Raw genomic sequence first — 25,833 nt, forward strand, 5'->3', positions numbered from 1 at the left:
ATGAGCGAAGAAAATAAAAAGCAATATTCTGCAGATAGCATTCAGGCTTTAGAAGGTATGGAGCACGTACGCATGCGTCCTTCAATGTATATTGGAGACGTCGGTGTAAGAGGTTTACATCACTTGGTATACGAGGTTGTAGATAACTCTATCGATGAAGCACTTGCGGGTCATTGCGATACTATAAAAGTTACCATTAACGAAGATAATTCTATTACTACCGAAGATAATGGTCGTGGTATTCCTGTAGGATTACATAAAAAAGAAGGCGTATCTGCACTTGAGGTTGTAATGACCAAGATTGGTGCTGGAGGTAAGTTTGATAAAGATTCTTACAAAGTTTCTGGTGGACTTCACGGAGTTGGTGTAAGTTGTGTAAATGCACTTTCTGAACACTTAAAGGCAACGGTTCATAGAGAAGGAAAAATTTGGGAACAAGAATACGAAAGAGGAAAGACTTTATATCCTGTTAAAACTGTTGGTGATTCTGATATCACAGGTACCGTTGTAACATTTAAACCAGATCCACAGATTTTTCAGCAGACTTTAGAGTATAACTATGAAACTTTAGCAAGTCGTATGCGTGAGTTGGCATACCTTAATAAGGGTATTACCATCGTAATGACTGATATGCGCAATAAAGATGAAGAAGGGAATGTGATTACTGAAACATTCCACTCTGAAGAAGGTTTAACTGAGTTTGTGAAGTATCTTGATGGTAACAGAGAACCTTTAATGAAAGACGTTATTGCGTTTGAAGGAGAGAAAAATGGTGTTCCTGTTGAGGTAGCCATGATATACAACACGTCTTATGCTGAGAATTTACATTCTTACGTAAATAATATTAATACTCATGAAGGTGGAACACACCTTTCTGGTTTCCGTCGTGGTTTAACACATACATTAAAGAAATATGCTGATGGTTCAGGAATGTTAGACAAATTGAAGTTTGATATTTCTGGTGATGATTTCCGTGAAGGATTAACTGCTATTGTTTCTGTAAAAGTTGCAGAACCTCAGTTTGAAGGCCAAACAAAAACCAAGTTAGGAAACAGAGAAGTGTCTGCATCTGTAAGTCAGGCAGTTTCTGAAATGCTAACGGATTACTTAGAGGAACATCCTGATGATGCTAAGACGATAGTTCAAAAAGTGATTCTAGCAGCTCAAGCACGTCACGCAGCTCAGAAAGCTCGTGAAATGGTGCAGCGTAAAACTGTAATGAGCATTGGAGGTTTGCCAGGGAAATTAAGTGATTGTTCTGAGCAAGATCCTGCAAAATGTGAAGTATTCCTTGTTGAGGGAGATTCTGCAGGTGGAACTGCTAAGCAAGGTCGTGATAGAGCATTTCAAGCTATTTTGCCATTAAGAGGTAAGATTCTTAATGTTGAAAAAGCAATGCAGCATAAAGTGTTCGAAAACGAAGAAATCAAAAATATTTTTACTGCACTTGGCGTAACAATTGGAACAGAAGAAGATAGTAAAGCTCTTAATCTTTCAAAATTACGGTACCATAAGATTGTGATTATGTGTGATGCCGATATTGACGGTAGTCACATTGCAACGTTAATTTTGACATTTTTCTTCAGATATATGAAGGAATTAATTGAAGCAGGTCACGTTTACATTGCAACACCACCTTTATATTTAGTTAAAAAAGGAGCGAAAAAGCAATATGCGTGGTCAGATGAAGAACGTGATGGAATTATTGAGCAATTTGGAGATGGATCAAAAATTCAACGTTATAAAGGTCTTGGAGAAATGAACGCAGAACAACTTTGGGATACAACTATGAATCCTGAGTTTAGAACTATGCGTCAAGTTCAAATTGAAAATGGTGGAGAAGCTGATCGTGTGTTTTCAATGCTTATGGGTGATGAAGTACCGCCACGTAGAGCATTTATAGAAAAGAATGCCATTTATGCCAATATTGATGCTTAAATCAACGGCATATAAAAGTAAAAAGCGTTTCATATTTGGGACGCTTTTTTATTTGTTATTAGTATGACATAAATCATGGAATTTAAAGCTTAAAACCTTAATTTTGTAATCGTTTTTAAACTAATTAAATTTTATATAAATGAAAGTAACTGTTGTTGGCGCTGGAGCCGTAGGTGCAAGTTGTGCTGAGTATATTGCTATTAAGAACTTCGCTTCAGAAGTTGTAATCCTAGATATCAAAGAAGGCTATGCCGAAGGTAAAGCCATGGATTTAATGCAATGTGCATCCTTAAATGGTTTTGATACTAAAATTACAGGTAGTACAAACGATTATTCTAAAACAGCTAATAGTGATATTTGTGTAATAACTTCTGGTATTCCAAGAAAACCAGGTATGACACGTGAAGAGTTAATCGGTATCAATGCAGGTATCGTTAAGTCTGTTTCTGCTAGCTTAGTTGAGCATTCGCCAAACACTATAATCATTGTGGTAAGTAACCCAATGGATACCATGACGTATTTAGTGCATAAAACAACAGATTTACCTAAACATAAGATTATTGGAATGGGTGGAGCTTTAGATTCTGCGCGTTTCAAGTATAGATTAGCAGAAGCTTTAGAAGCGCCAATCAGTGATATCGACGGAATGGTAATTGGTGGACATAGCGATAAAGGTATGGTGCCATTAACATCTCATGCAACAAGAAACAGTATAAATGTATCTGAGTTCATTTCAGAAGAGCGTTTAAATCAAGTAAAAGAAGATACTAAAGTTGGTGGTGCCACATTAACTAAGTTATTAGGAACTTCTGCTTGGTATGCGCCTGGTGCTGCAGTATCTGGTTTAGTTCAAGCTATTGCATGCGACCAAAAGAAAATGTATCCATGTTCTGCATTATTAGATGGTGAATACGGATTAAGTGATCTTTGTATTGGTGTGCCAGTAATCCTTGGTAAAAATGGTATTGAGAAGATTGTAGATGTACCATTAAGCAATGCAGAAAAAGCACACTTAGCAGAAAGTGCTGAAGGCGTTAAAAAGACTAATAGTTTGTTGGAGTTTTAATAACTTCTTAAACATTTAATAGAAAAAGAGACCGTAGTTATACGGTCTCTTTTTTTATGATTATTTTGAGCAAATATTATCAACTCATGAAGAAACTAATAAATTTCACATTCATTTATCTAATTTCAATAATCATTGTCTCATGTAATGATAAACCAACACGCACAAATGAAGGTGTTATAACTTCGAAACAAACCATTTACAGTAGTATTCCAGAAGTTCAAGAGCAGTTTGATAAGTATGATAATACGCCAATAAAGACTTATTTTAAAAATGGAAAATCTAGAGTGGAGATAACAAGTCCAATTGTAGGCAATATTATTGGCATCGTTGATGCTAATACTATGAAGTCTATTTCATTTATTAATGGTCCGTCGGGTAAATTATTTACAAAAAATGAGCTTGATAATGACAGACTTGATGAACTTTTAAAAAATATTTCTGTAGAAGTAGGTTCTGAGACCAAAGTCGTTTTAGGTTATGAATGTCAACAGTATATAGTCACCATTGACCAAGACAGTAACAAGATTAGAATGGAAATGTTTGTGACACCAGAAATTGAACCCGTTTTTTCAGGAGAACAATTAGAATTGTACAAAAAGATTGATGGTTTTCCAATGTATATGGTAATGGAGATGAATCAATTTGGGAATGAATTGAAAAGAATTACTGAGGTGGTAGATTTAGAAGTTGTCGAAGTTTCTGATGATAAGTTTGATATGACACCACCTGAAGATTACAAAGAGTTATAGTATATAATTGATATTACAAGTAAATTAATGCTTTCAGTCTTTATTTTTTCTATATTTGCCCGATGAAAACAAAATTGTATTTTGGTATTCTACTTGTCTTATTGATCTTCCTCGGGAGACAGTTAGAAAATAGAGTTGTACCAAATCAGCAAATTCTTCTAGAGTTTTCAGAATTAGACTTATCAAAACAAGACACTAATAGAGCGATTGAGGTCATACAATCGAGATTAGAAAATGTAGGTGTTACCAATATTCAAGTTCAACAGCCAAGTGAAGGCAAGTTGAAAATCGTTTACTTTAGCGATTCAGATGTTCAATATATTCAGACACAGCTTTTAAATGAAGAAGGTTATAAGGTGTGTGTAGATCAGAATGATCAAGTACCGGAAGGACTTCCAAAAGAAACGCTTAAAAAGTACAAACTGAATATTTCTGAAATCCAAAAAGACATCAATACAGATTGGGATTTTGATGGTGTTCAGGTTGTGGAGTTAAATCAAAAGAGTGATAGATTTAACAAACCTAAAGTAAAAACTTTTGCGGTAACGATAAGTCTTCAACTTTCAAATCTTATTGAACATGTAGCTCTAAAAGCTAACTATAATCCTTCGATCGTAAGTGATAATTTACACTATAAAATTCCAGAAATACGAGCTGGACCCTTATCTTAATTGAATTATATCTAAAATAATTCAAGAAACTTCGAAATAGCTTTTCATTCAATCAAAAAAAGCAAAACACAAATTAATTTTAATAAATAAATCAATTGTCTGATATAGGCGTAAAACATATATTTGCGCGTTAAATTTTTAGACATTAAATAACTATAACAATGCAAAACAAAGGAATAGTAAAACTGTTTGCGTTATTATTTGGTTTGGTAAGTATTTACCAATTGTCCTTTACTTTTAAGGCTAACCAAATTGACGATGAGGCTAAGCAAGCAGCTGTAGCTAAGTATGATGAATCTGTAGCAGATTATCAAGATTTAAGAACTCAGTTTGAGATAGATTATATCGATTCATTAAAAACTGATAAAATAGAAGTTGACGATAAGTTAGAACCAATTGAGGTATATAATTTAGGCTTTTCTCAATATACGTATTCTGAGGTAGAGGAGAATGCCATGAAATTAGGTCTAGATCTTAAAGGTGGTATTAATGCTATTATTCAAGTATCTGTAAAAGATATATTAAAAGGTCTGGCTAATAATTCAAAAGATCCAGTCTTCAATAAAGCATTAGATGATGCTGAAGAATTACAAAAGGATGCGCAAGAATCATATTTACAATCATTCTTTAGAGCGTTTGACGCAATTAAAGGTGATACAAAATTAGCGTCCCCAGATATCTTTGCTAATCGTGATTTGAGTGACGATGTAAAGTTTGATATGACTGATGATGAGGTAAAGGTTGTCTTAGAGAAAAAGATTGACGAATCAATAGTTTCGGCATTTGAAGTATTAAGAAATCGTATCGATGGTTTTGGTGTATCCTCACCAAACATACAACGTTTAGGGAATTCTGGTCGTATTTTAATAGAATTGCCAGGTGCTAAGGATAAGAAGCGTGTGGTAGATATCATCACTAAAACTGCACAATTACAATTCTGGGAGACTTATAAGGTTGAAGAATTGTTTCCTTATATCATTCAGGTGAACCAAACAATGGTAGAGGCTGCTAAAGCTGATGAAGACGTTGAACAAACTGAAGAAACAGTAGCAGATACTGAAGAGCAAGATGATGCAGCAAGCGTTATTGATGATTTAACTGGTCAGATTGAAAGTGATTCTACAAATGTTGCTGATGCAAACCCATTAGGTATTCAAGGTCCTGGTAATGGTCCGGTAATAGGAATCTTTTTAGCAAAAGATAAAAAGAAGGTTTTAGAAGCTTTAAATGCACCTTCAAATAGAGCTACAATGGCTCCTGAAATGCGCTATGCTAAGTTTGTGTGGGGAGTTCAGGTTAAAGATTCTGAGTTTGCAGAGTTGTATGCTATTAAAGGAAACAGAGATGGTGTGCCTCAGTTAAGCGGTTCTGTTATTACTGATGCTAGACAAGATTATGACGAAATCAGTAGACCGGCTGTTAGTATGCAAATGAATGCTAAAGGTGCGAAAATCTGGGAGGAGATGACTAAAAAGGCAAATCAAGAAAATGGAAATATTGCCATCGTTCTTGATGATGTTGTGTATTCTGCACCAGGTGTAAGTCAAGCTGGAGGTATATCTGGTGGAAATTCTAGAATTTCAGGTGCCTTTTCATTGACTGAAGCTGTGGATTTAGCAAACGTACTTAGAGCTGGTAAATTACCTGCATCCGCTGAGATAATTCAAGCTGATGAGGTTGGTCCATCTTTAGGTCAAGAAGCGATTGATAGTGGTATGAAATCATTCCTTATTGCATTAGCATTTGTATTATTATGGATGATATTCTACTACGGTAAAGCAGGTGTTGCTGCAGATATCGCTTTACTATTAAATATCTTATTAATATTTGGTGTACTTGCAAGTTTAGGTGCAGTATTAACGTTACCAGGTATTGCAGGTATTGTATTAACAATCGGTATTTCGGTTGATGCTAACGTACTTATTTTTGAGCGTATACGCGAAGAAATTGCAAAAGGTAAGTCGCAAAAGGAATCTATTAAAGATGGTTTCTCTAATGCGTTATCTTCAATCTTAGATGCAAATATTACAACTGGTCTTACGGCATTAATCCTTTTTGTGTTTGGTACTGGTCCGATTAAAGGTTTTGCTACAACTCTAATCATTGGTATTTTAACATCATTATTTACAGCAATATTTATCACACGTTTGTTAATTGATTGGTATGTAAATAAAGGAGGGAAATTAGATTTCTCAACAGCAATGACTAAAGGTTTATTTAAAAATGTAAACATCAACTTCTTAAAGAAACGTAAGATTGCGTATGTAATCTCAGGAGCATTAATCTTAGCGAGTTTAGGATCTTTATTTACGACAGGATTAGATCAAGGTATCGATTTTGTTGGAGGTAGAACCTACCAAGTGCGTTTTGAGCAAGCAGTAAGTACTGAAGAAATAACAAGTATTTTAAATGATAAGTCAGTATTTGGAAGTGCTGAAGTAAAAACGATTGGAGCAGATAATCAATTAAAGATTTCTACGAAGTATAAAGTAAATGATAACTCGGTTGAGGCTGATCAAGAAGTAGAGTCTAAACTTTTTGAAGCATTAAAACCTTATTTACCAAGCGGAATGACATATACTGAGTTCCAAGATGGTTCTGGTGATGCTAAGATTGGAAAAATGTTATCTAGTAAAGTAAGTCCAACTATTGCTGACGATATTAAAAAGTCATCATTCTGGGCAGTATTAGGGTCTTTAGTAGTAGTATTCCTTTATATCTTATTTAGATTTAAAAGGTGGCAATTCTCACTTGGTGCAGTTGCAGCAGTATTCCATGATGTATTAATCGTATTAGGAATCTTCTCAATCGCATGGAAATTTATGCCATTTAGTATGGAGATAGATCAAGCATTTATTGCAGCAATCTTAACTGTAATTGGTTACTCATTAAATGATACCGTGGTTGTATTTGATAGAATTAGAGAGTTCTTAAATGAGCATACATCTTGGGAATTTGGAAAAACTATTAATACATCGCTTAACAGTACTTTAAGTAGAACATTAAATACTTCTGTAACTACATTAGTGGTATTGTTAGCAATGTTCGCATTTGGTGCAGAGTCTTTAAGAGGTCTATTATTTGCATTAATCGTAGGTGTAATTGTAGGTACATATTCTTCTATGTTCATTGCAACGCCTTTAATGTATGATACAGCTAAAAAAGGTGATGCTGCAGAATCGCTTAAGAAAAAAGTGAAAGAAGAAGAGGAAGAAGCTTAAGCAGTTACGACAGATTAAATATAAAGGCCTTTCTGAAAAGAAAGGCTTTTTTGTTTTAGGAAGTATTAGAAATGAATAATTATTATTGATGTATGTTAATATAGTGCATAAAAAAACAGGTCAAATTAGTTTTGTTGACATATGATAACTTTTATCAAATAGAAGTTGTGTAATTTTATCTTGTCTATAAAATACTTCTTATAAGCGGTATAAAAATTAGTATGGGATTATTAGACAATTTAAAAAAGGGCATATTTGGGATATGCCCTTTTTTTATGCCTTCTTTTTAGGAATGGTTTTCTATCCATTCTTCAGTCATTTTCCAAAGCGAAGGTTTAAATGCTTCTCTAAAAAAGCCAAAATGTCCAATATTTGGAATACCTAATTCTTCAGGAACCAGATGACGTCGATCAATTTTAGCGTTAATAAATTGTTGAGCTAGCCAATCCACTGCAGATTTGGAGGCATACTCATCTTTAGGTACACTAAGAATTAACATTGGTTTATCATAAACAGCAAACATGGTGTTTTCATGTTTCAACTCACTTAATATGTAATCTGGCTTTTTGCCCCAAGCACTCCATTGTTTCACCATATTTTTTGGTAAGCTCTCAAACAGACCCAATTTTTTAGCAGGAAAATATCCAAATATCGGCGTAAAAACGGGAATTAAGGCGTTCCAAAAAACATATAGTTTAAATCGTTCAAAGCCTTTCCAATGCTTCCAATAACCGCTTTGAGAAGCTACAGTCACAATGGCGTCAACTTTATCTAGACTTTTGTTAAAGCTTAGGATTTGACCACCAATACTATGCGTGACTAAAATAAGTTTATCGTATGGATGTTTTAGTTTTGCATAGTCAACAACTGCTGCTTGGTCATTTTCGCCCCAAGACTTAAGATCTGTGTCAATTTCCTTTAAAGGCTTCCTCTTGGATTCACCGATACCATAATAATCAAAGGTATAAACGGTATAACCTAAACTTGAAAAATGATTAGCAAATTTTGAATAATATCTTTGAAGAACTCCAGTCGCAGAAGAAATAATGATGCTTTTATCGATTGGTGTGATTGGCTTGAAAATTTTGACACCAATCTCATGCCCTAATTTAGTCTTTACATAATGCGTAATAGGTAAAGTCATTACAATACATCATAAATTATTTTATCACCTTTTTTTAGCTGCCATTCTTCAGTTAAACCTGCGTAAACTTCTAAAACATATTTTGCAGGTGCGTCTGACGGTAGAGAAGTTTCATCAAATGGTTTAGCATCTTTTTGAATACTTACAATTTCTTTAGCAGCATTGATGTAAATAATATCAAGTGGAAGTTTTGTGTTTTTCATGTAAAAGCTACGCATTTGTTCGTCAGGGAAAACAAATAGCATACCTTGGTTGGTGGCAAGACTTGTTCTATACATTAAGCCAGTTTGGGTCTCATATTCATTATCTGCTATTTCTATATCTAATATCTTGATAATAGAATCTGAAGTAGCAGTTCTTAAGGTTAGAATACCTTCTTTAGTGAATTTAGGTACAACTTTATCTGTAATGGTGTTAGTTGGTGTTTCATCTTTACAGCTGAAGATGACCACTAGTCCCATCATAATAATTAGAAACCTAAATAATGCTTTCATGAGGTTGGTTTTGTTTTAAAAACAAACATAAAATATAGTCCTATGAGTATAAATGGTACACTAAGAACTTGACCTGTATTCATAAACCAAACGTAGTCATCTCTTCCTTCAACTTGAGCTTCTTTTACAAATTCAACAAAGAATCTAACGGTCCAAAGTAGTACTAGGAATAATCCAAATAGAAATCCTCTTTGCTCAGCCTTGTTAGTTTTCCAATAGGAATATAGCAAAATGAGGAACACAAAAATATAGCAGAATGCCTCATACAATTGGGTAGGATGTAAATAAGGAATAGCGTCTATATATTCTGAATATTTCGGATTGTTTTCCAAGGCTTTATAAGCGTCTTGAGTGTTTTTGATGCCTGTTATTTTAGAAACTTCATATTCGTTATAGTGTTCTTGAATAAATCTTACCCCAAAAATAGAATCAGTAGCCTTTCCAATAATTTCAGAGTTGATGAAATTTCCAATTCTTACAAATACGGCTCCCATAGCAACCGGTATTACGATTCTGTCTAATATCCAAATCCAAGATCGATGTGCTAGGTGTTTTTTTCTGTACAAATACATAGAGATAATCATACCAATTGCCGCTCCATGACTTGCAAGACCAGCAAATCCCGTAAACCTAAAACCATCTTTAAAACTGAATGGTAAAAACACACTAAAGAAATCATCTTTAAAAAGTTCTGGTTGGTAAAAGATCACATGTCCTAATCTAGCACCTATCATAATTCCTAAAACTGAATAAATAAACAAAGCATCTAAGGCATCGTTTTTTTCTCCTTCTTTTTTAAAAACAGGTTTCATAATTTGAAAACCAATTACAAAGGCAACGATCCACATTAGGCTATAAAAGTGAAGCTTGAAAAAACCTAAATCAATATATTTAATAGGATTCCACTCTATTTCTAGTAAAAACATGTCAAAATCAATTAAGTCGTAAATATACTATTTTGAATGGCATTGAAAATGAAGTTAACGTAATATTAATGACCTTATTTAGTACAGGATCATAACCTTTGCCACCCAAGGCGACAGAGCGTTAAGAAAATGTACGGTGTACATTTTTAGAGAATGGGCGAGCTGGCGCGCGAGGGAAAATTTTTAGTTGTCATCCTTTTTAGGTACAGGATCATAACCTTTGCCCCCCCAAGGATGACAACTAAAAATCCTTTTAATAGCCAGTCTTCCACCTTTTAATAAACCATGAACTTCTAATGCTTCTTTTGCATAATGAGAGCATGTGGGTTGGTATCTGCAAGTGGCAGGAGTAAAGGGAGAAATAAAGTTTTGATAAAACTTAATAAGTAGTACAAAAGGATACGTTAAGATATTTTTCAAAGGACTTTTATTTCTAAATATAATATTAATTAGTTGTAAAGGTTGTGCCTTCTCTGCTGTCTTTAAGTTGAATTCCAGCTTCAGCTAGTTCATCTCTTATTTTATCTGATAAAGCAAAATCTTTATTTTGGCGTGCCTCATTTCTCATTTTTATTAAAATGTCAACAGCACCAGATAGTTTGTCTGCGCTAGAATCTTCTTTAGTTTCATTCACTAAACCGAGGACCTCAAAACTAAAATCGTGTAAGGTAGTTTTTAATAAATTTAAATCTTCAGCTGTCAACGATGCTTTATTGTCTTTAATTTGATTAATCAATTTAGCTCCTTCAAATAGATGTGCCACCAAGATAGGTGAATTAAAATCGTCATTCATAGCGTCATAACACTTTTGTCTCCATTCCGAAACATTAAATGTAGATGTGCTACTAGCCTTTAAGGAATCTGAAGTGTTAATAGCCTCCATAAGTCTATGGTATCCTTTTTCACTTGCTTTAAGGCCATCATCGGTTAGGTCTAAAATACTTCTGTAGGAAGATTGTGCATTAAAAAAACGAATTACACTTGGCGAATAAGCTTTGCTAAAAAACGTATTGTTTCCAGAAAGTAACTCGTGCGGATTAACAGTGTTTCCTGTACTCTTAGACATACGCTGACCATTAAGTTGTAGCATATTAGTATGTACCCAATAATTTACTGGGGCAATACCTCTTGCTGCCACATTTTGAGCAATTTCACTTTCGTGATGCGGAAATTTTAAGTCGATTCCGCCACCATGAATATCAAAATGTTCACCTAAGTATTTTGTACTCATTGCTGTACACTCGATATGCCAACCAGGAAAACCGTCTCCCCATGGCGAAGGCCACTTCATAATATGTCTAGAATCTGCTTTTTTCCATAATGCAAAATCTTGCGGATTCTTTTTATCACTTTGACCTTGTAACTCACGCGAGTTATTAATTAAATCCTCTAATTTTCTTTTACTTAATACACCATACTCATGGGTTTCGTTGTATTTATGCACATCAAAATATACCGAACCATTTACAACATAAGCAAACCCATTATCAATAATCATTTTAATAATTTCAATTTGTTCAATTAAATGTCCTGTAGCAGTAGGTTCTATACTTGGTGGTAAAAAATTTAAAGTATTTAACACATTATGAAAGTCCACAGTATAACGCTGCACAACTTCCATAGGTTCTAATTGTTCTAAGCGCGCTTTTTTAGATATTTTATCCTCACCTTCATCAGCGTCATTTTCTAAATGTCCGGCATCTGTAATGTTACGCACATAGCGTACTTTAAAACCTAAATGGGTTAAGTATCTGAAGATAACATCAAAAGACATGAATGTTCTTACGTTTCCAAGGTGAACATTACTATATACTGTTGGGCCACATACGTACATACCAATATTACCTTCGGTTATTGGTTTAAAAACTTCCTTTTCACCTGTTAAGGAGTTGTAGATTTTAATAATTTGATCTTTATAAAGTGGCATTGTTGGTCTGTTTATAAGTCTATAACAATTACATTACAAAACTAGATATAATTGAATGAAAATTAGCTGAATTTTGTGTCTAATTTTATGTAGTCAAGCAGTTCACGTCGTGTTTCATCTTCTTTGAATTTTCCGCCAAACTCTGAAGTCACCGTACTGCTTTCTATATCTTTTATTCCTCGAGAATTCACACATAAATGCTTCGCGTCGATTATACATGCTACATCTTCGGTTCCTAGAGCTTCTTGAAGTTCTCGTACAATTTGAATGGTAAGTCTTTCTTGAACCTGCGGGCGTCTTGCATAGTAATCAACAATACGATTCATTTTAGAAAGACCAACAACCGTTCCATTAGAAATATAAGCAACATGCGCTCTACCAACAATAGGTAAAAAATGATGTTCGCAGGTTGAATACACAGTGATGTTTTTTTCAACAAGCATTTCACCGTATTTATATTTGTTTTCAAAACTAGCGGCATTAGGTTTTTTTTCAGGGTCTAAACCGCTAAAAATTTCGTTAACAAACATTTTTGCTATTCTTTTCGGTGTACCACTGAGGCTGTCATCCGTTAAGTCTAGACCTAATGTTTCCATTATATGCTTCATATCATCAATGATAATATTAATCTTTTCTTTGTCAGATAAATCAAAAGCATCTTCTCGCATTGGTGTGTCGCTAGAAGTTCCAATATGATTATCGCCTATAAAATCAATATCATTTAAAGTGCCATTGCTTTTCATTTTTTTACATTTTATGTGTTCATATAAAAATAGAATTGCAAAGATAAGTAATAAAAACAGTATGTGTAGGGTAGGAGTTTTATTATCCTATCTGTTATATAAGTAAAACCGTTGAAAAACCAATATCATTGATAAATTAACAGCGGTTATTATAAAATTTTCTTAATTTTCCGAACTTATAAAATTACGGTTAAGCCATGAAGAAATTACTGACTATTCTCGTTGTAATAATGATGCCTATTGTTGTTTTTGGGCAGCAGAAAATAAAAAAGCAACCCATTCCTTTAGCCAAATACGACGATAATGTTGATCTTCCTCTTACTACAAAGGAAAGAGCACAGATCATTGAAGTTTATGGTGAATTCGCAAACAAATATGTTTTTAGTAATGAAAATAGACTTAGAGCAATAAAACATATATTGAGAAACAGAGTTATTTTTAAAAGGATTACGGATGCTAACGAAATGAAGGAATGCCCTTTGCTTTCAGAAATTTCTCTTTTTAACAAATATGTTCCAACAATAAAAAGAGATAAGGTTTTTGAACCACAGAATTTTAATCCATTGAAATATAATTTCCAATTTTACACTACAGAAGCATCCATGGTAAAAGTGGATAATACAGATTATTATATCATTATAAAATCTCAACATGAATAAAAAAACTACCCTAAATATGAAGTATTTATTTACTACAGTAGCCTTAGTATTTTCTTCAGTTCTTTTTGCGCAAGAAATTATTATGGATAACACTACCGTTAATGCATGTGGCGGTGTCTTTTATGATTCAGGAGGCGAATTTGGAAATTATGGTAATGATGAAAACTTCGTAATTACCATTTGCCCTGAAGAAGCAGGCCAAAAGGTTCAATTAGACTTTACATCATTCGTTACTCAATTGAATGTCGACATTATGACAATATATAATGGTGATTCAACCGCTGCTCCACCATTCGGTCAATTTTCCGGACCTGCAGGTCCAGGCTTCGCCCAAGCTACTACTGAAAACGCTAGTGGTTGTCTAACCATAGAGTTTGTTTCTGATGGTTCAGGTGCTGGATCTGGATGGGCTGCAACAGTCTCATGTTTAACACCATGTCAAACTATCAATTCCCAAATAGACACATTCGACCCTATGCCGACACCAGAAGGATATATTAGAGTTTGTCCTAACGAAGATATTACATTAACGGGAAGTGGTATTTTTGAATTTGATGGCACAGGCGCAACTTATGAATGGGATTTAGGTAATGGAACTACAGTAGACGGACAGACAGCTACCTTTTCATATGATACTCCTGGTGTTTACATAGTGAATTTAAATATTAGAGATGCTAATTTTAGTATTGACCCTGAAGGTTGTGCAAACACAAACCTAATTAATCAAGTGGTTCAAGTAGGTACACCAGCAGATTTCACTGGAACTCAGGCAGCAGAGACAACTTTATGTTATGGTGAGAGTACAACAATAGAAGGAGTTGTTAACGCCACACCTTTTATTAACGATTGTACACCACCTGTCAGTGGAACAACCTTTCTACCAGATGGCTCAGGAGCTGAGTATACGACTTGTATAACAGTTGATTGTTTTGATTCTAACCAAACTTTAACTGATCCGAATCAGTTGATTGAAGTTTGTGTAAATATGGAACATTCGTATTCTGGTGATTTAGATATTTTCATAGCAAGTCCAAATGGTCAAGAAATTAGATTATTTGACCAAGCCGGTGGAGGAACTTATTTTGGTGGTGCTAATGATGATGGTTCTACCACGCCAGGAACTGGCGAGCAGTATTGTTTTTCTATGTCTGCGGCCGTGTTATTAGCAAATGCCCCAACAGAAACTAATGGAACCAATCCACCGAATAACTCATGGGTGCCTGGAACTTATTTACCTTTTGAAAGTTTTAATGGATTAGTAGGTAGCCCCTTAAATGGTGATTGGTGTATTAGAATTGTTGATAATTTATCGATTGATAATGGTTATATTTTTGAATGGTTTTTGAATTTTGACCCAACAATTCAACCACCAGAATTATCTTTTACCCCAACAATAACCTCAGAAACTTGGGATGCAGATCCAACAATTACAGATACAACAGGTAATATAATAACAGTGACACCACCAGATGCGGGTCAGTATTGTTATACCTATAGAGCTGTAGATGATTTTGGTTGTGAGTATACTGAAGAAGTTTGTATAGATGTTTTACCTGAGATTGTTACTGAATTACCTAATGATTTATTTGTTTGCGATACAGGTTCTCCACCTTATTTATTCGACTTAGACTCAAATACAGCAATAGTTACTGCTTCGGCAACAAACGTTGCAGATTTAGTTGTAACATATCATAATACACAAGCTGATGCTGATGCAGATATAGGTGCGTTGGGTGGGCTTGACAGTTATACAGGGACAGATGGAGAAATCATATACATCAGAGTAGAATATTTAAATTCTGGATGTTATGAAGTCCTACCTTTTACACTTAATGTTTCAGGACAACCTAATATAAATACCGTATTTGATTTAGAACTATGTGATGACCCATCAAATGATGATGTAGAAGAATTTGATTTAAGTGCTCAAACTGCTGGTATTCTGGGTGCTCAGTCACCAACAGCATTTAATGTGACCTATCATTTAAGTGCAGCTGATGCAACTGCAGGAACAGGTGTTTTACCTGTTTTATATACTAATACAGTAAATCCTCAAGAAATTTATGTGAGAATTGAAAGTGTTGGTGATTCCAGTTGTTTCAATGCTTCAGCGACCCCAGCGTTTAATCTAGTCGTTTTAGATCGGGATATTCCTACGTTTGATATTACACCGACTTGTGATGGTGCAACAGTGAATATTACAGGTACTGTGGGCGGAACATTTGAGTTTACTGCTTTTCCTGGACCTGGGGTTACAATTGATCCTGCAACTGGTTTGGTAACTGGGGCAGTTTCAGGTTTACCATATGATATTCAATATACGACTAATGGTGTTTGTCCAGATGTATTAATTCAGACATTTACAGTACTTACACAAGATGTTGCAACTTTTGAAATAACTCCAACTTGTGATGGTGGAACAATAAATATTACTGGAACATCTGGAGGAACATTTAGTTTTAATCCTACACCTGTTGATGCGGCTGTGATTGATCCTTCTACAGGTACTGTAACAGGTGCAACACCAGGCGCTACTTATAGTATTGATTATACAACTTCTGGGGTTTGTCCAGATTCTGTCATCCAGGATTTAACGGTTTTAACATTGGATGATCCTAGTTTTCAGTTAACACCAACATGTGATGGAGCGACTGCTAATGTCAACGGGGATTTAGGTGGAACATTTGCTTTTAATCCAGATCCTATGGATGGAGCGGTTATCGATGTTAATTCTGGAACCATAACTAATGGTACTTCCGGTGCTACCTATACAGTAGAGTATACTACTAATGGTGATTGTCAGCAAAGTTTATTACAAGATGTAACGGTGACTATAACTGATGATCCGAGTTTTCAAGTTACACCTGATTGTACAGGTGCTATTGTAAGTAATATTGCTACACCTGGTGGCGAATTTGTTCTTATTTCAGGTGGTGCAGGTACTGTGGATCTTGTAACTGGTGAGTTAACAGGTGCAGATCCAAATACGACTTACACAATTAGTTATACAACATCTGGTATATGTTCTGCGTCTTTAGAGTTGTCTTTTACAACATTACCGGTCGACGACTCAACCTTCAGTATAGTTCCTACATGCGAAGGTGGTTTTGTAGACATGGTAGTTACGCCTGGAGGTATATTCAGTTTTAATCCTGATCCTATGGATGGTGTGGTTATAGATGCAGTTACAGGAACGATTACTGGAGGTCAACCAGGAGCGACTTATACGGTTACCCATACCACTACGGGCACTTGTCCAAGTTCTACAGATGTGACCTTTACGGTCAATCCATTACCAGCTTTAGTAGTACCAACACCATTAGAAGTGTGTGACGATGGTACACCAGACGGATTAACTGAGATAGATTTAAGCATTAAGAATATAGAGATTAGTGGCAATAACCCGAGTTATTCGGTGAGTTATTATTTTGATGCAGCAGAAGCCATAGCAGGCACTAATCCACTGGCGATTCCATATACTAATGTGAGTAATCCACAAACAGTACATGTGAGAGTAGAAGACATCAATACGGGCTGTTTTGATGTGACCACTTTAGAGTTATCTGTAGAGCAAGCACCTGTAGCTTTTGATCCAGAGCCGCTACGTTTTTGTGATCCTGACAATGATGGATTTGGGATTTTTGATTTAACCGCAAGAGACGCAGAGATCACTGGAGGCATTGCAGATTTAAGTGTGACTTACCATGAGACCTTTGTCAATGCAGATAATAATGTAGATGCTATAGATACGAGTGTATTATACAGTAATATTGTAGTGAACACCCAAACGCTTTATGCAAGAGTAGAGAGTTCAACCATAGCGACGGACTGTGCAACGATAGTGGAACTACAATTAATTGTAGAGCCAAGCCCACAGATTGAAACACCAACACCATTAGAAGTTTGTGATGATATCTCAGCGGATGGATTTGCGATGTTCGATTTAACGACAAAAGCAGAAGAAGTATTGAACGGATTAGACCCGTTACAATATACAGTAACGTATTATGTCACCCCAGAAGATGCAGATTTACCAGCCAATGCGATAGCTAATCCAGCAGCTTACTTCAATACAGACGATTTTAACCAAACGATATGGATCCGTGTAGAAGATAGTAATACAGTAGAAGGCTGTTATAAGGTTGTTGAGTTAGAATTGATTGTTAACCCACTACCAGTATTGACGCAACCAAGTCCATTAGAGTTATGTGATGTAGATAATCCAGGAGATGAGCAAGAAGGTTTTACCTTAGAAGAGGCTAACTCAGAGATTTTAGCAGGACAGAATGGTATTACATTAACGTATTATGAGACTCAGATTGATGCAGATGCTGCATCAAACCCAATAGTAAGTTTATATACAAACACTAGCAACCCACAAACCGTGTTTGTAAGAGGGGAGAATGACCTAACAGGCTGCTACAGTACTATTACGTTAACTTTGAGAGTGAATCCTATCCCATCACCAGAGCCAAATCCAGAGCCACTTGAGGTCTGTGATGATGACAATGATGGCTTTGCTGTGTTTGATTTAGAAGAGCGTACCCAAGATATTATCAATGGGGAATTAGATGTTGTGATTACCTATCATGAGACAGAGGAAGAGGCTGAACAGGGAGAGAATGCTATTACCGGCTTATATACGAATATAGAAGCCAATACTCAGGTGATTTACGTACGTTCTACGAATATCAATACAGGTTGTTTTAGTTTAACACAAAACACATTAGAACTTATAGTAGTACCAGCACCAGAGGTACCAACAGATATGGAGCCATTGGTTGAATGTGATGATGATAATGATGGTATCACACAGTTTAACTTAAATGATAAGGAATCAGAGATCTTAGGGACACAAGATGCCACAGCATTAGATTTAACCTATCACGTTACTGCAGCCGATGCAGAGAGTGGCAATAACCCTATCATTAATGAAGGGAACTACACAAATACATCCAACCCACAGACCATTTATGTAAGGTTATATAACCCAACAACAATGTGTTATGATACGGGTATGTTTGACTTAGAAGTTAATTTACCACCAGTAGCGATACAACCAAGTCCATTAGAGCTGTGTGATGATTTTGGTGAAGTACCAGGTGATGAACAAACGGTATTTGACTTAACGGTTAAGGATGTAGAGATCACCGGAGGTAATTCTAGTTGGATAGTGACATATTATGAGACAGATGCCGATGCACAATCACAGATGAATGCGATACCAGATCCGACAGCTTATACCAATACGTCAGTGAACAATCTACCGGCGAATCCACAGACCTTGTATGTTGTGGTTACCGATACAGATACCGGTTGTGTAGATTATACGATTATGACCATTAGAGTGTTACCAAACCCAACACCAACGACAGATAACATCCCAGCGATAGAGTTGTGTGATGATAACAATCCAGGTGACGAGCAAGAGGTGTTTGATTTAACAGAGAATGAGTTATTGATATTAAATGGTGAATTAGGAGTAAGTGCAAGTTATCATACGACAGAGGAAGATGCTCATGCCAATGAAAATGCTATAGCAGATGAGACACAGTACACCAATACAGAAGCGATAGAGCAGATTTATGTTCGAGTGACCAATGATGTTACGGGCTGTTATGCTATAGTAAACTTCACGATTCAAGTCCATCCATTACCAGAAGTGGTAGCAGTGACAGACTTTATTCAATGTGAATTAAACACAGATGGTTTTGATAATTTTGATTTAACGACCAAGGATGCAGAAGTATTGAATGGACAAGATCCAACACTATTCACAGTAACATATCATGTGAGTTTAGCAGATGCGTCATCGGCAGATCCAAACAACATCAATGCACTGGTGAGTCCATATACGAACATTAGTAATCCACAAGAGATCTTTGTGAGAATCACAAACAACACAACAGGCTGTTATATAGCGACACAACGTTTTAATATCGAAGTACAAGAAGCGGCACAGGCGAACCCAGATATGGAGCCAATCCTATATGAGGAATGTGATGATGCTATTGATGGTGATGCTGATCCGAGTAATGACAGTACACAATTTATCTTATCGAGTCAGAATACAGAGGTGTTAGATGGCCAAGACCCATTGAATTACATTGTGAGTTATTACGCCACGGCAGAAGATGCAGACTTAGGTGTGAATCCATTACCAGACACCTATGAGAATGTAACCAATCCACAGGTGATCTATGCTAGAGTAGATAACAATACCTTAGAGGTCATAGGCATTAACTTAGACTTAGCAGCTTTAGATATCACTGCAGGCTTAGATTTAAATGCAGATGGTACGATAGACACCTATGACACAGACATGGATGGAGTGTTTGATTTGGTAGACGTAGATGGGGACAATATCTCAGATGTATTAAGTACGACAATAGATGGTATCATCACAGCGATAGATATCGATGGAGACGGACAAGCAGATGCAGTAGATTTAAACAACGATGGTACTTTAGATAACCAACAAGACAGTTCTATCTGTTATGAAGTTGCAGAGTTGACCTTACAGGTGAACCCATTACCAAACTTTAGTCTGGCAGAGACATATATCTTATGTATTGACAGAGATGATACGACCTTTACCGATGAGCTGATATTAGAGACAGGCTTATCTGAGGTAGATTACACCTTTGAGTGGACATTAGACGGTACTGTAATCGCAGGAGCCACGGGATCAAGCTATATGCCAACCCAAGGCGGTGTGTATAGTGTAACGGCAACAGACCAGACGACCTCTACAGCGACGAATTGTACGTTTACTCAAGAGACGACAGTGATAGAGAGCCGACGTCCAGACTTAAGTTTAACATGGTTAACACAAGCATTTGCAGATAATCACGTTATAGAAGCAGTGGCTACAGGCATTGGAGAGTATGAGTATAGTTTAGATGGCGGTACTTGGCAAGACAGTGGCTTGTTTAGTAACGTATCGGCAGGAGAGCATACGGTAGAGGCAAGAGATAAGAATGGTTGTGGTATTGCAACGGCCATGATAACGGTGATTGATTATCCATTGTATTTTACACCAAATGGTGATGGTATGAATGAGACTTGGAATATTTATGGAGGAGGCCTTCTATCCACGGCTAAAATTTATATATTTGACAGATATGGGAAACTACTCAAGCAGATTAGTCCATTAGGTGCAGGTTGGGACGGTACTTACAATGGTAATCTGATGCCAACTAGTGATTATTGGTTCACCATAGAGTATGTAGACCCAGTATCAAACCAACAGAAAGAGTTTAAAGCTCATTTTACCTTAAAGAGGTGATAAAGGTCTAAAGAACACTAAAACATATATTAGAAATTAAGGAGAGTTGCTCAATTGAAGTGACTCTCTTTTTTTATACAAGTCTATATCAAATGAAAAGGATTAAAAAACAAGTAAAACTTATTCTAGACTAAGTCTTACTTTATGATTGATTGTTTTTTGATTGATTGTTTTTTGATTGTTTTTTTAGAACATTGAAACAATTAGTTCAATGATCAGTTTAGCTAATGTCATCATAATTTTTTGGTTTAGAGGTTAATTATTTACTACTATTTGTTTGATTGAGTTTTCAATATATATCGAGAGTAAATATTCTTCCAAACAAATTATTTGAATTCTATGAATTTGAATTTGAATATATAAGTAAAAAGATCGTATGTATTACAATAATTTGTGACCTTTCTTCATTAAGGTTAATAAAAATAATATAAATGACTTTAAAAGGTTATAAAATGTAATAATTGTAGGGTGTTTTGACTAGTGATTTTAAAATTGTAGAGGGATTTCATTCATAAATTTGCTAAAAATCGACTTTTCATCTTTTTAACAACAGATTAGTATGATATAAATCATAGTTTTTTTTGATATGATTTTTGTATTTGATTTGAGATAAGTTTATTAGCGTTTTTTACATGTATATTTGTTGAAAATTTAAAAAATGAAGAAACCCTTACTTTTATTCGTTTTTTTAATCTCTTATTGCTTGTCTTCTCAGGTTTTAGTGATTAATGAATTAGATCCTGATACACCAAGTACTGATACTGCCGAGTTTATCGAACTGAAATCTCAGACACCAAATTTCTCAACAGACGGTTACATACTTGTATTTTTTAATGGATCGAGTAGTGGTGGAGACGCAAGTTACATGACCATAGATTTAGATGGTTATGTTACAGATAATAACGGGCTATTAGTCTTAGGTGGTCTTGAAGTATCACCATATCCACAAGTTTTACTTGCAGAGAGTGTTATACAGAATGGGGCCGATGCAGTTGGTATTTATCAAGCAAATACATGGGATTTTCCGGTAGGTACACTTGCAACTCAAACAAATTTAATAGATGCCTTAGTGTATGATACAAATGACGCTGATGACACAGCCTTAATGGCGTTATTAGGTGAAACCAATCAATACAACGATAACGGAACGAATTCAAACTTAAAATCTATACAGCGTTTTGTCGATGGTATGGGAGTGGAAACCTATTCAGCAGCAACGCCTACACCTAGACGAGAAAATGACGGTTCTGGCATAGAAATTATTCCAATTTATATATCAGTCCAAGAAAGTCAATATAATGAAGGAGATTCCTTTGATATTACTTTTACTACTGATAATACTGTGGTTTCAGATGTATCTTTCACATTTAGTTTAGAAAATGAAGGTTTTGATGGTAGTGATTACTCAGGTAATATTAATTTAACTATTCCAACGGGTCAAACTTCAATAACTACAACAATTACTTTAGTTGATGATACGCTTGATGAAGGTGATGAAGTGATTCAAATTCATTTTGAAAATTTAGTTGAGCCTGTAGTAGCTGGAAACAACTTTATTGAAGTTAGAGTAGTAGATAATGATTTTACAATGGCAGCTTGGGGAACACCTATCAATCCGACTAATGGATTGGTTCAAGGTACGCAACCAAACGATTATTATGATAGTTTAGATGGCCTTTCAGATCTTGCTTTGCGTCAGGCTTTGGAGGACTTAATTGCTGATCCAAATGTTGTAAGAGCACAAACTTATGCTGATGTTATAGATATATTGTTAGAGGCGGATCAAAACCCAGAGAATAGCAACCAGGTTTGGTTAGTATATTCTGAAGAAGGAAGAGCGAAATTAGACATTCAATCCGGTAGCAGTAATACTGGTAAATGGAATAGGGAACACACCTTTCCAAGATCACGAGGTGGATTTAATGATATAGAAGCTGATGAATTTGCAAATGGCATAGATAATTTTTGGACCACAGAGGTAGATTCTTTAAGACACGCCAATTCCGATGCGCATGCCATTAGAGCTGCCGATGCTTTAGAAAATAGCTCAAGAGGTAATCAACACTATGGACAATATGTAGGACCATCAGGTACTTTAGGTAGCTTTAGAGGTGATGTTGCACGCAGTGTGTTGTTTTTAGAAATAAGATACAATGGATTAGAGATTGTAGATGGTTTTCCTAGTACTACAGGCCAGTTAGGGGATTTAACAACCTTGTTAGATTGGCACAGAAATGATCCACCAGATGATTATGAAATGAATCGAAATAATGTGGTTTATAATTGGCAGAAAAATAGAAATCCGTTTATAGATCATCCATTATTGGTTGAATATATATGGGGAAATAACGTTGGTGGTATTTGGAATCAGACTTTAAGTTTAGAAGATGAGAGTTTGAATATGGTTTCAATTTATCCGAATCCAACAGATGGAAGAGTTTACATTCAAACTACCAATGTTGTAGATAAAATTGAAGTGTTTTCAATTGAAGGTAAACGAATAAGTCAGTTTGAAAATATTGATAATTATATTGATTTAGAGGTTCCGGCTGGGATTTATATCATGAAGATGATGGTAAATGATAAAGTAATAATAAGGAAGATTCTTAAAGAGTAAAACCTTCAATTTGACACATTAAAAAAGCCAAACTTAAAATTTAAGAGTTTGGCTTTTTTCGACTTAATAAATAATTGATTGATGAAATTTTAATTAGACTTATTTCTTTTTGGTGACTACTTTTACAACACCATGTTTGGCTTTTTTGCCATATAATTCTTTGGCAGCTTTATCTTTAAGGACTGTTATAGATTCTATATTGTCTGGTGACAGTTTTTGAAACTTCTCTTTAGAAACTTCTTTGTCATTGATAATATATAATGGGTCTTTACCATTTGTTGAAATAAATACTTTATCGCTAGAGTTTTTAAGTATGATGTGGTCTTCTTTGCTGTTGCTAGATACTTCTTCAATGATGATTACCTTTTCACTAGCATCATCGCTTTTTAATTTTATTTTGTTGCTGTTTATGATGATTTCTTTTTCTTTTTCACCATCTTTTTCAACCCATATATTTTCACCGTCATTAGATTCAATAATGATTACATCTTCATTGTTGCCAGACTCTTCTTCTACAGTAACTTCGTATAAACCATCTTGTTCTGTGATTACTTCCACTTTTGCAGACTTACTTTTTGCTTTAATTTTTTTAGCAATTCTTTTATCATTTATAATCACCTTTCGACCATTCTGATCATTTTCCTCTTCGGTAATAATAATGACATTATTCCCACCATTTGATTCAACAATTTTATAATCTTTGCCACCTGTTGATTCATATACATAGGTGTTGGTTTTACTCTTTTTATTGCTATTTCCTATAGAAATACTATTGTTTTCGTCATTATAGACAATTTTTATTGGTTCGATGGCTTCATCAGATGAGCTTACACTATAACTTGTGCTAGATTTATCTGACTTTGCTTCGATTTTTATAGCAGTAATTTCGCCACGCTTATTGCGCTTTATTTTTTTGAACTTAACAGTAAGCCCTTCTTGTTCTAAATCCTTTTTTATGTCTTCTAATTCGCTATCTGTAGTGTTTTTATCAATTAATGTGATTGAAATTTCTTTACTAACTGATCTAGAGTTTTCAGCTTGTTTGTTTTTAGAAGTGCCTTTTTTCTGTGTAGATTGCTTTTTTAAATTCTTCTTGCTTTTTTCTTCTTTGTTTTTTAGTAGATTATCAGGAAATTCTAACCCAAGTTTTTGCATTTGTACAATGGCTCTTTCTTCTAATTTTTTGTATTCTCTTTCGTCTAGAAGTTCTTTCTTGTCAAAATGCATTGTTGCAGCATGTGGTCTACCAACATATCCACCATTCTCGCCAAAAAATTCTTTATAGATTATAAAGTCATCTATTGGTGATTTAAAATTACCATTACCATAACTATGGTTATTTAATTTAACAAAAATGTTGGTAAGTTCATTTTGATCATTTCGTTGCAGCTTGCTAAATAACAATGTTCCACCATTTTCTTCTATACGTTTAGACATAAGATTCAGCTCGTTGTCCGTTGTGTTTTTGTCAACTATGAATTCTATGGTTTTCTTGAATTCTGAAGCATAGGTAGAATTTTCTATAAATACTTTTTCCGTATTCATACTAAGGAGTAAGCCAGTTAAAACAGGCAGAATTAACAGATATTTCCATCGGTTTCTTTTGTTTGATCTTGATTTTTGTAGCATAACTATTCGTTCTTTGATTAATGAATTGTAAAAATTATTTGATAATGAAAAATTAGTGTCACCAACACTAGTTTTTAATAATAAGCGTTGGTAATATTTGGTGTCATTTGATGAATTCTGAGTTTCGTAATCAGCGATGTATTCAAGGTTTTGTTGCACTTCTTTTCTATATAACCATATAAGAGGATTAAACCAAAACACAACACAAGCTAGTTGGGTAAGTACTATGTCTATGGTATGCCATTGTTTTACATGAATTTTTTCATGCATAAGCATCAATTGTAACTCTTCATCTTTGTAATTCTCTGGATTATACACAATCCATTTAAAGAACGAAAATGGTGATACTTTGCTATTGACAATGACATAAGTGTATATGCCATCTTTGTTTTTTGGATGTTTGATAAGTAAAAGAAGCAAAGAACCAAATTGCATTAAGAATTGAATGAAGAATAGAGATAGCCCGATACAATATAATATGGGGATTAGTTCTACCCAATTAAAAGGTGCTTCTTTAGGCACAATCATTTCAGGACTTTTAGTAGCTTCTTCTATGATATAGTTGGTGTTCGAAATTTCAACAATTTTAATCGGAACATGAATTGGAATAACTAAAAATGGGAATAGTGTTGCCACAACTAATCCAACTATCAAAAACCATCTATTGTGATTAAAAAAGGTTTCTCTTTTTAATAGGAAATAAAAACATAAGTAGAAAACTGCAATTACCGCTGTTGATTTTAATAGATATTCCATAG

15 protein-coding genes are annotated in these 25,833 nt (G+C 34.9%); 8 read left to right on the plus strand and 7 right to left on the minus strand.

Translation table 11 applies throughout. The features are described from left to right. The 5 genes from gyrB to secDF all read left to right on the plus strand — a co-directional run bounded on the left by gyrB (window position 1) and on the right by secDF (window position 7,648). Window positions 1–1,938 (plus strand): DNA topoisomerase (ATP-hydrolyzing) subunit B, encoded by a 1,938-nt coding sequence (gene gyrB, locus HRU50_RS00765; RefSeq protein ID WP_296347097.1) that lies wholly within the window; start codon window positions 1–3, stop codon window positions 1,936–1,938. Window positions 1,939–2,077: 139 nt separating this feature from the next. Further along, window positions 2,078–3,004, plus strand: coding sequence for a malate dehydrogenase (mdh, locus tag HRU50_RS00770; RefSeq protein ID WP_296347100.1), 927 nt, complete (start codon window positions 2,078–2,080; stop codon window positions 3,002–3,004). Window positions 3,005–3,090: 86 nt separating this feature from the next. Next, on the plus strand, window positions 3,091–3,756 hold the full coding sequence (locus HRU50_RS00775; protein WP_296347102.1) for a DUF4412 domain-containing protein: 666 nt from the start codon (window positions 3,091–3,093) through the stop codon (window positions 3,754–3,756). Between the two features lie 62 nt (window positions 3,757–3,818). Next, entirely contained in the window at window positions 3,819–4,427 is a 609-nt protein-coding gene (locus tag HRU50_RS00780; protein ID WP_296347104.1) for a hypothetical protein, read from the plus strand. Between the two features lie 161 nt (window positions 4,428–4,588). Further along, window positions 4,589–7,648 (plus strand): protein translocase subunit SecDF, encoded by a 3,060-nt coding sequence (gene secDF / locus HRU50_RS00785; RefSeq protein WP_296347106.1) that lies wholly within the window; start codon window positions 4,589–4,591, stop codon window positions 7,646–7,648. Between the two features lie 286 nt (window positions 7,649–7,934). Here the strand turns inward: secDF and HRU50_RS00790 are convergent, their stop codons facing one another. The 6 genes from HRU50_RS00790 to folE form a co-directional block, all read right to left on the minus strand. Further along, window positions 7,935–8,792 (minus strand): alpha/beta fold hydrolase, encoded by an 858-nt coding sequence (locus HRU50_RS00790; RefSeq protein WP_296347108.1) that lies wholly within the window; start codon window positions 8,790–8,792, stop codon window positions 7,935–7,937. After that, window positions 8,792–9,286 (minus strand): DUF192 domain-containing protein, encoded by a 495-nt coding sequence (locus HRU50_RS00795; protein ID WP_296347109.1) that lies wholly within the window; start codon window positions 9,284–9,286, stop codon window positions 8,792–8,794. The genes HRU50_RS00790 and HRU50_RS00795 overlap by 1 nt, the downstream gene beginning before the upstream one ends. Then, window positions 9,283–10,212 (minus strand): prolipoprotein diacylglyceryl transferase, encoded by a 930-nt coding sequence (lgt, locus tag HRU50_RS00800; protein ID WP_296347111.1) that lies wholly within the window; start codon window positions 10,210–10,212, stop codon window positions 9,283–9,285. The genes HRU50_RS00795 and lgt overlap by 4 nt, the downstream gene beginning before the upstream one ends. Before the next feature lie 183 nt (window positions 10,213–10,395). After that, window positions 10,396–10,632, minus strand: a complete 237-nt coding sequence (gene yidD, locus HRU50_RS00805; RefSeq protein WP_296347113.1) for a membrane protein insertion efficiency factor YidD — start codon at window positions 10,630–10,632, stop codon at window positions 10,396–10,398. A gap of 25 nt (window positions 10,633–10,657) precedes the next feature. Continuing rightward, window positions 10,658–12,139 carry a cysteine--tRNA ligase gene (gene cysS, locus HRU50_RS00810; protein WP_296347115.1) on the minus strand — a complete coding sequence of 494 codons (1,482 nt, stop codon included), beginning with the start codon at window positions 12,137–12,139 and terminating at the stop codon, window positions 10,658–10,660. Between the two features lie 62 nt (window positions 12,140–12,201). After that, the gene (gene folE / locus HRU50_RS00815) at window positions 12,202–12,882 is read right to left on the minus strand and encodes a GTP cyclohydrolase I FolE (RefSeq protein ID WP_296347117.1); all 681 of its coding nucleotides are present in this window, start codon (window positions 12,880–12,882) and stop codon (window positions 12,202–12,204) included. A 197-nt stretch (window positions 12,883–13,079) separates the two neighbouring features. On the opposite strand from folE, the gene HRU50_RS00820 reads away from it, so the two are divergent. The 3 genes from HRU50_RS00820 (at window position 13,080) to HRU50_RS00830 (ending at window position 23,446) form a co-directional block, all read left to right on the plus strand. Continuing rightward, window positions 13,080–13,541, plus strand: a complete 462-nt coding sequence (locus HRU50_RS00820; protein WP_296347119.1) for a hypothetical protein — start codon at window positions 13,080–13,082, stop codon at window positions 13,539–13,541. A gap of 16 nt (window positions 13,542–13,557) precedes the next feature. Next, window positions 13,558–20,829 (plus strand): T9SS type B sorting domain-containing protein, encoded by a 7,272-nt coding sequence (locus tag HRU50_RS00825; protein ID WP_296347120.1) that lies wholly within the window; start codon window positions 13,558–13,560, stop codon window positions 20,827–20,829. A 658-nt stretch (window positions 20,830–21,487) separates the two neighbouring features. Continuing rightward, the gene (locus HRU50_RS00830) at window positions 21,488–23,446 is read left to right on the plus strand and encodes an endonuclease (RefSeq protein WP_296347123.1); all 1,959 of its coding nucleotides are present in this window, start codon (window positions 21,488–21,490) and stop codon (window positions 23,444–23,446) included. Between the two features lie 99 nt (window positions 23,447–23,545). On the opposite strand, the gene HRU50_RS00835 is transcribed toward HRU50_RS00830, so the two are convergent. Further along, window positions 23,546–25,831 (minus strand): M56 family metallopeptidase, encoded by a 2,286-nt coding sequence (locus HRU50_RS00835; protein WP_296347126.1) that lies wholly within the window; start codon window positions 25,829–25,831, stop codon window positions 23,546–23,548. Between the last annotated feature and the right edge of the window lie 2 nt (window positions 25,832–25,833).

It is taken from the genome of Winogradskyella sp. (assembly GCF_013213835.1).
GTDB lineage: Bacteria > Bacteroidota > Bacteroidia > Flavobacteriales > Flavobacteriaceae > Winogradskyella.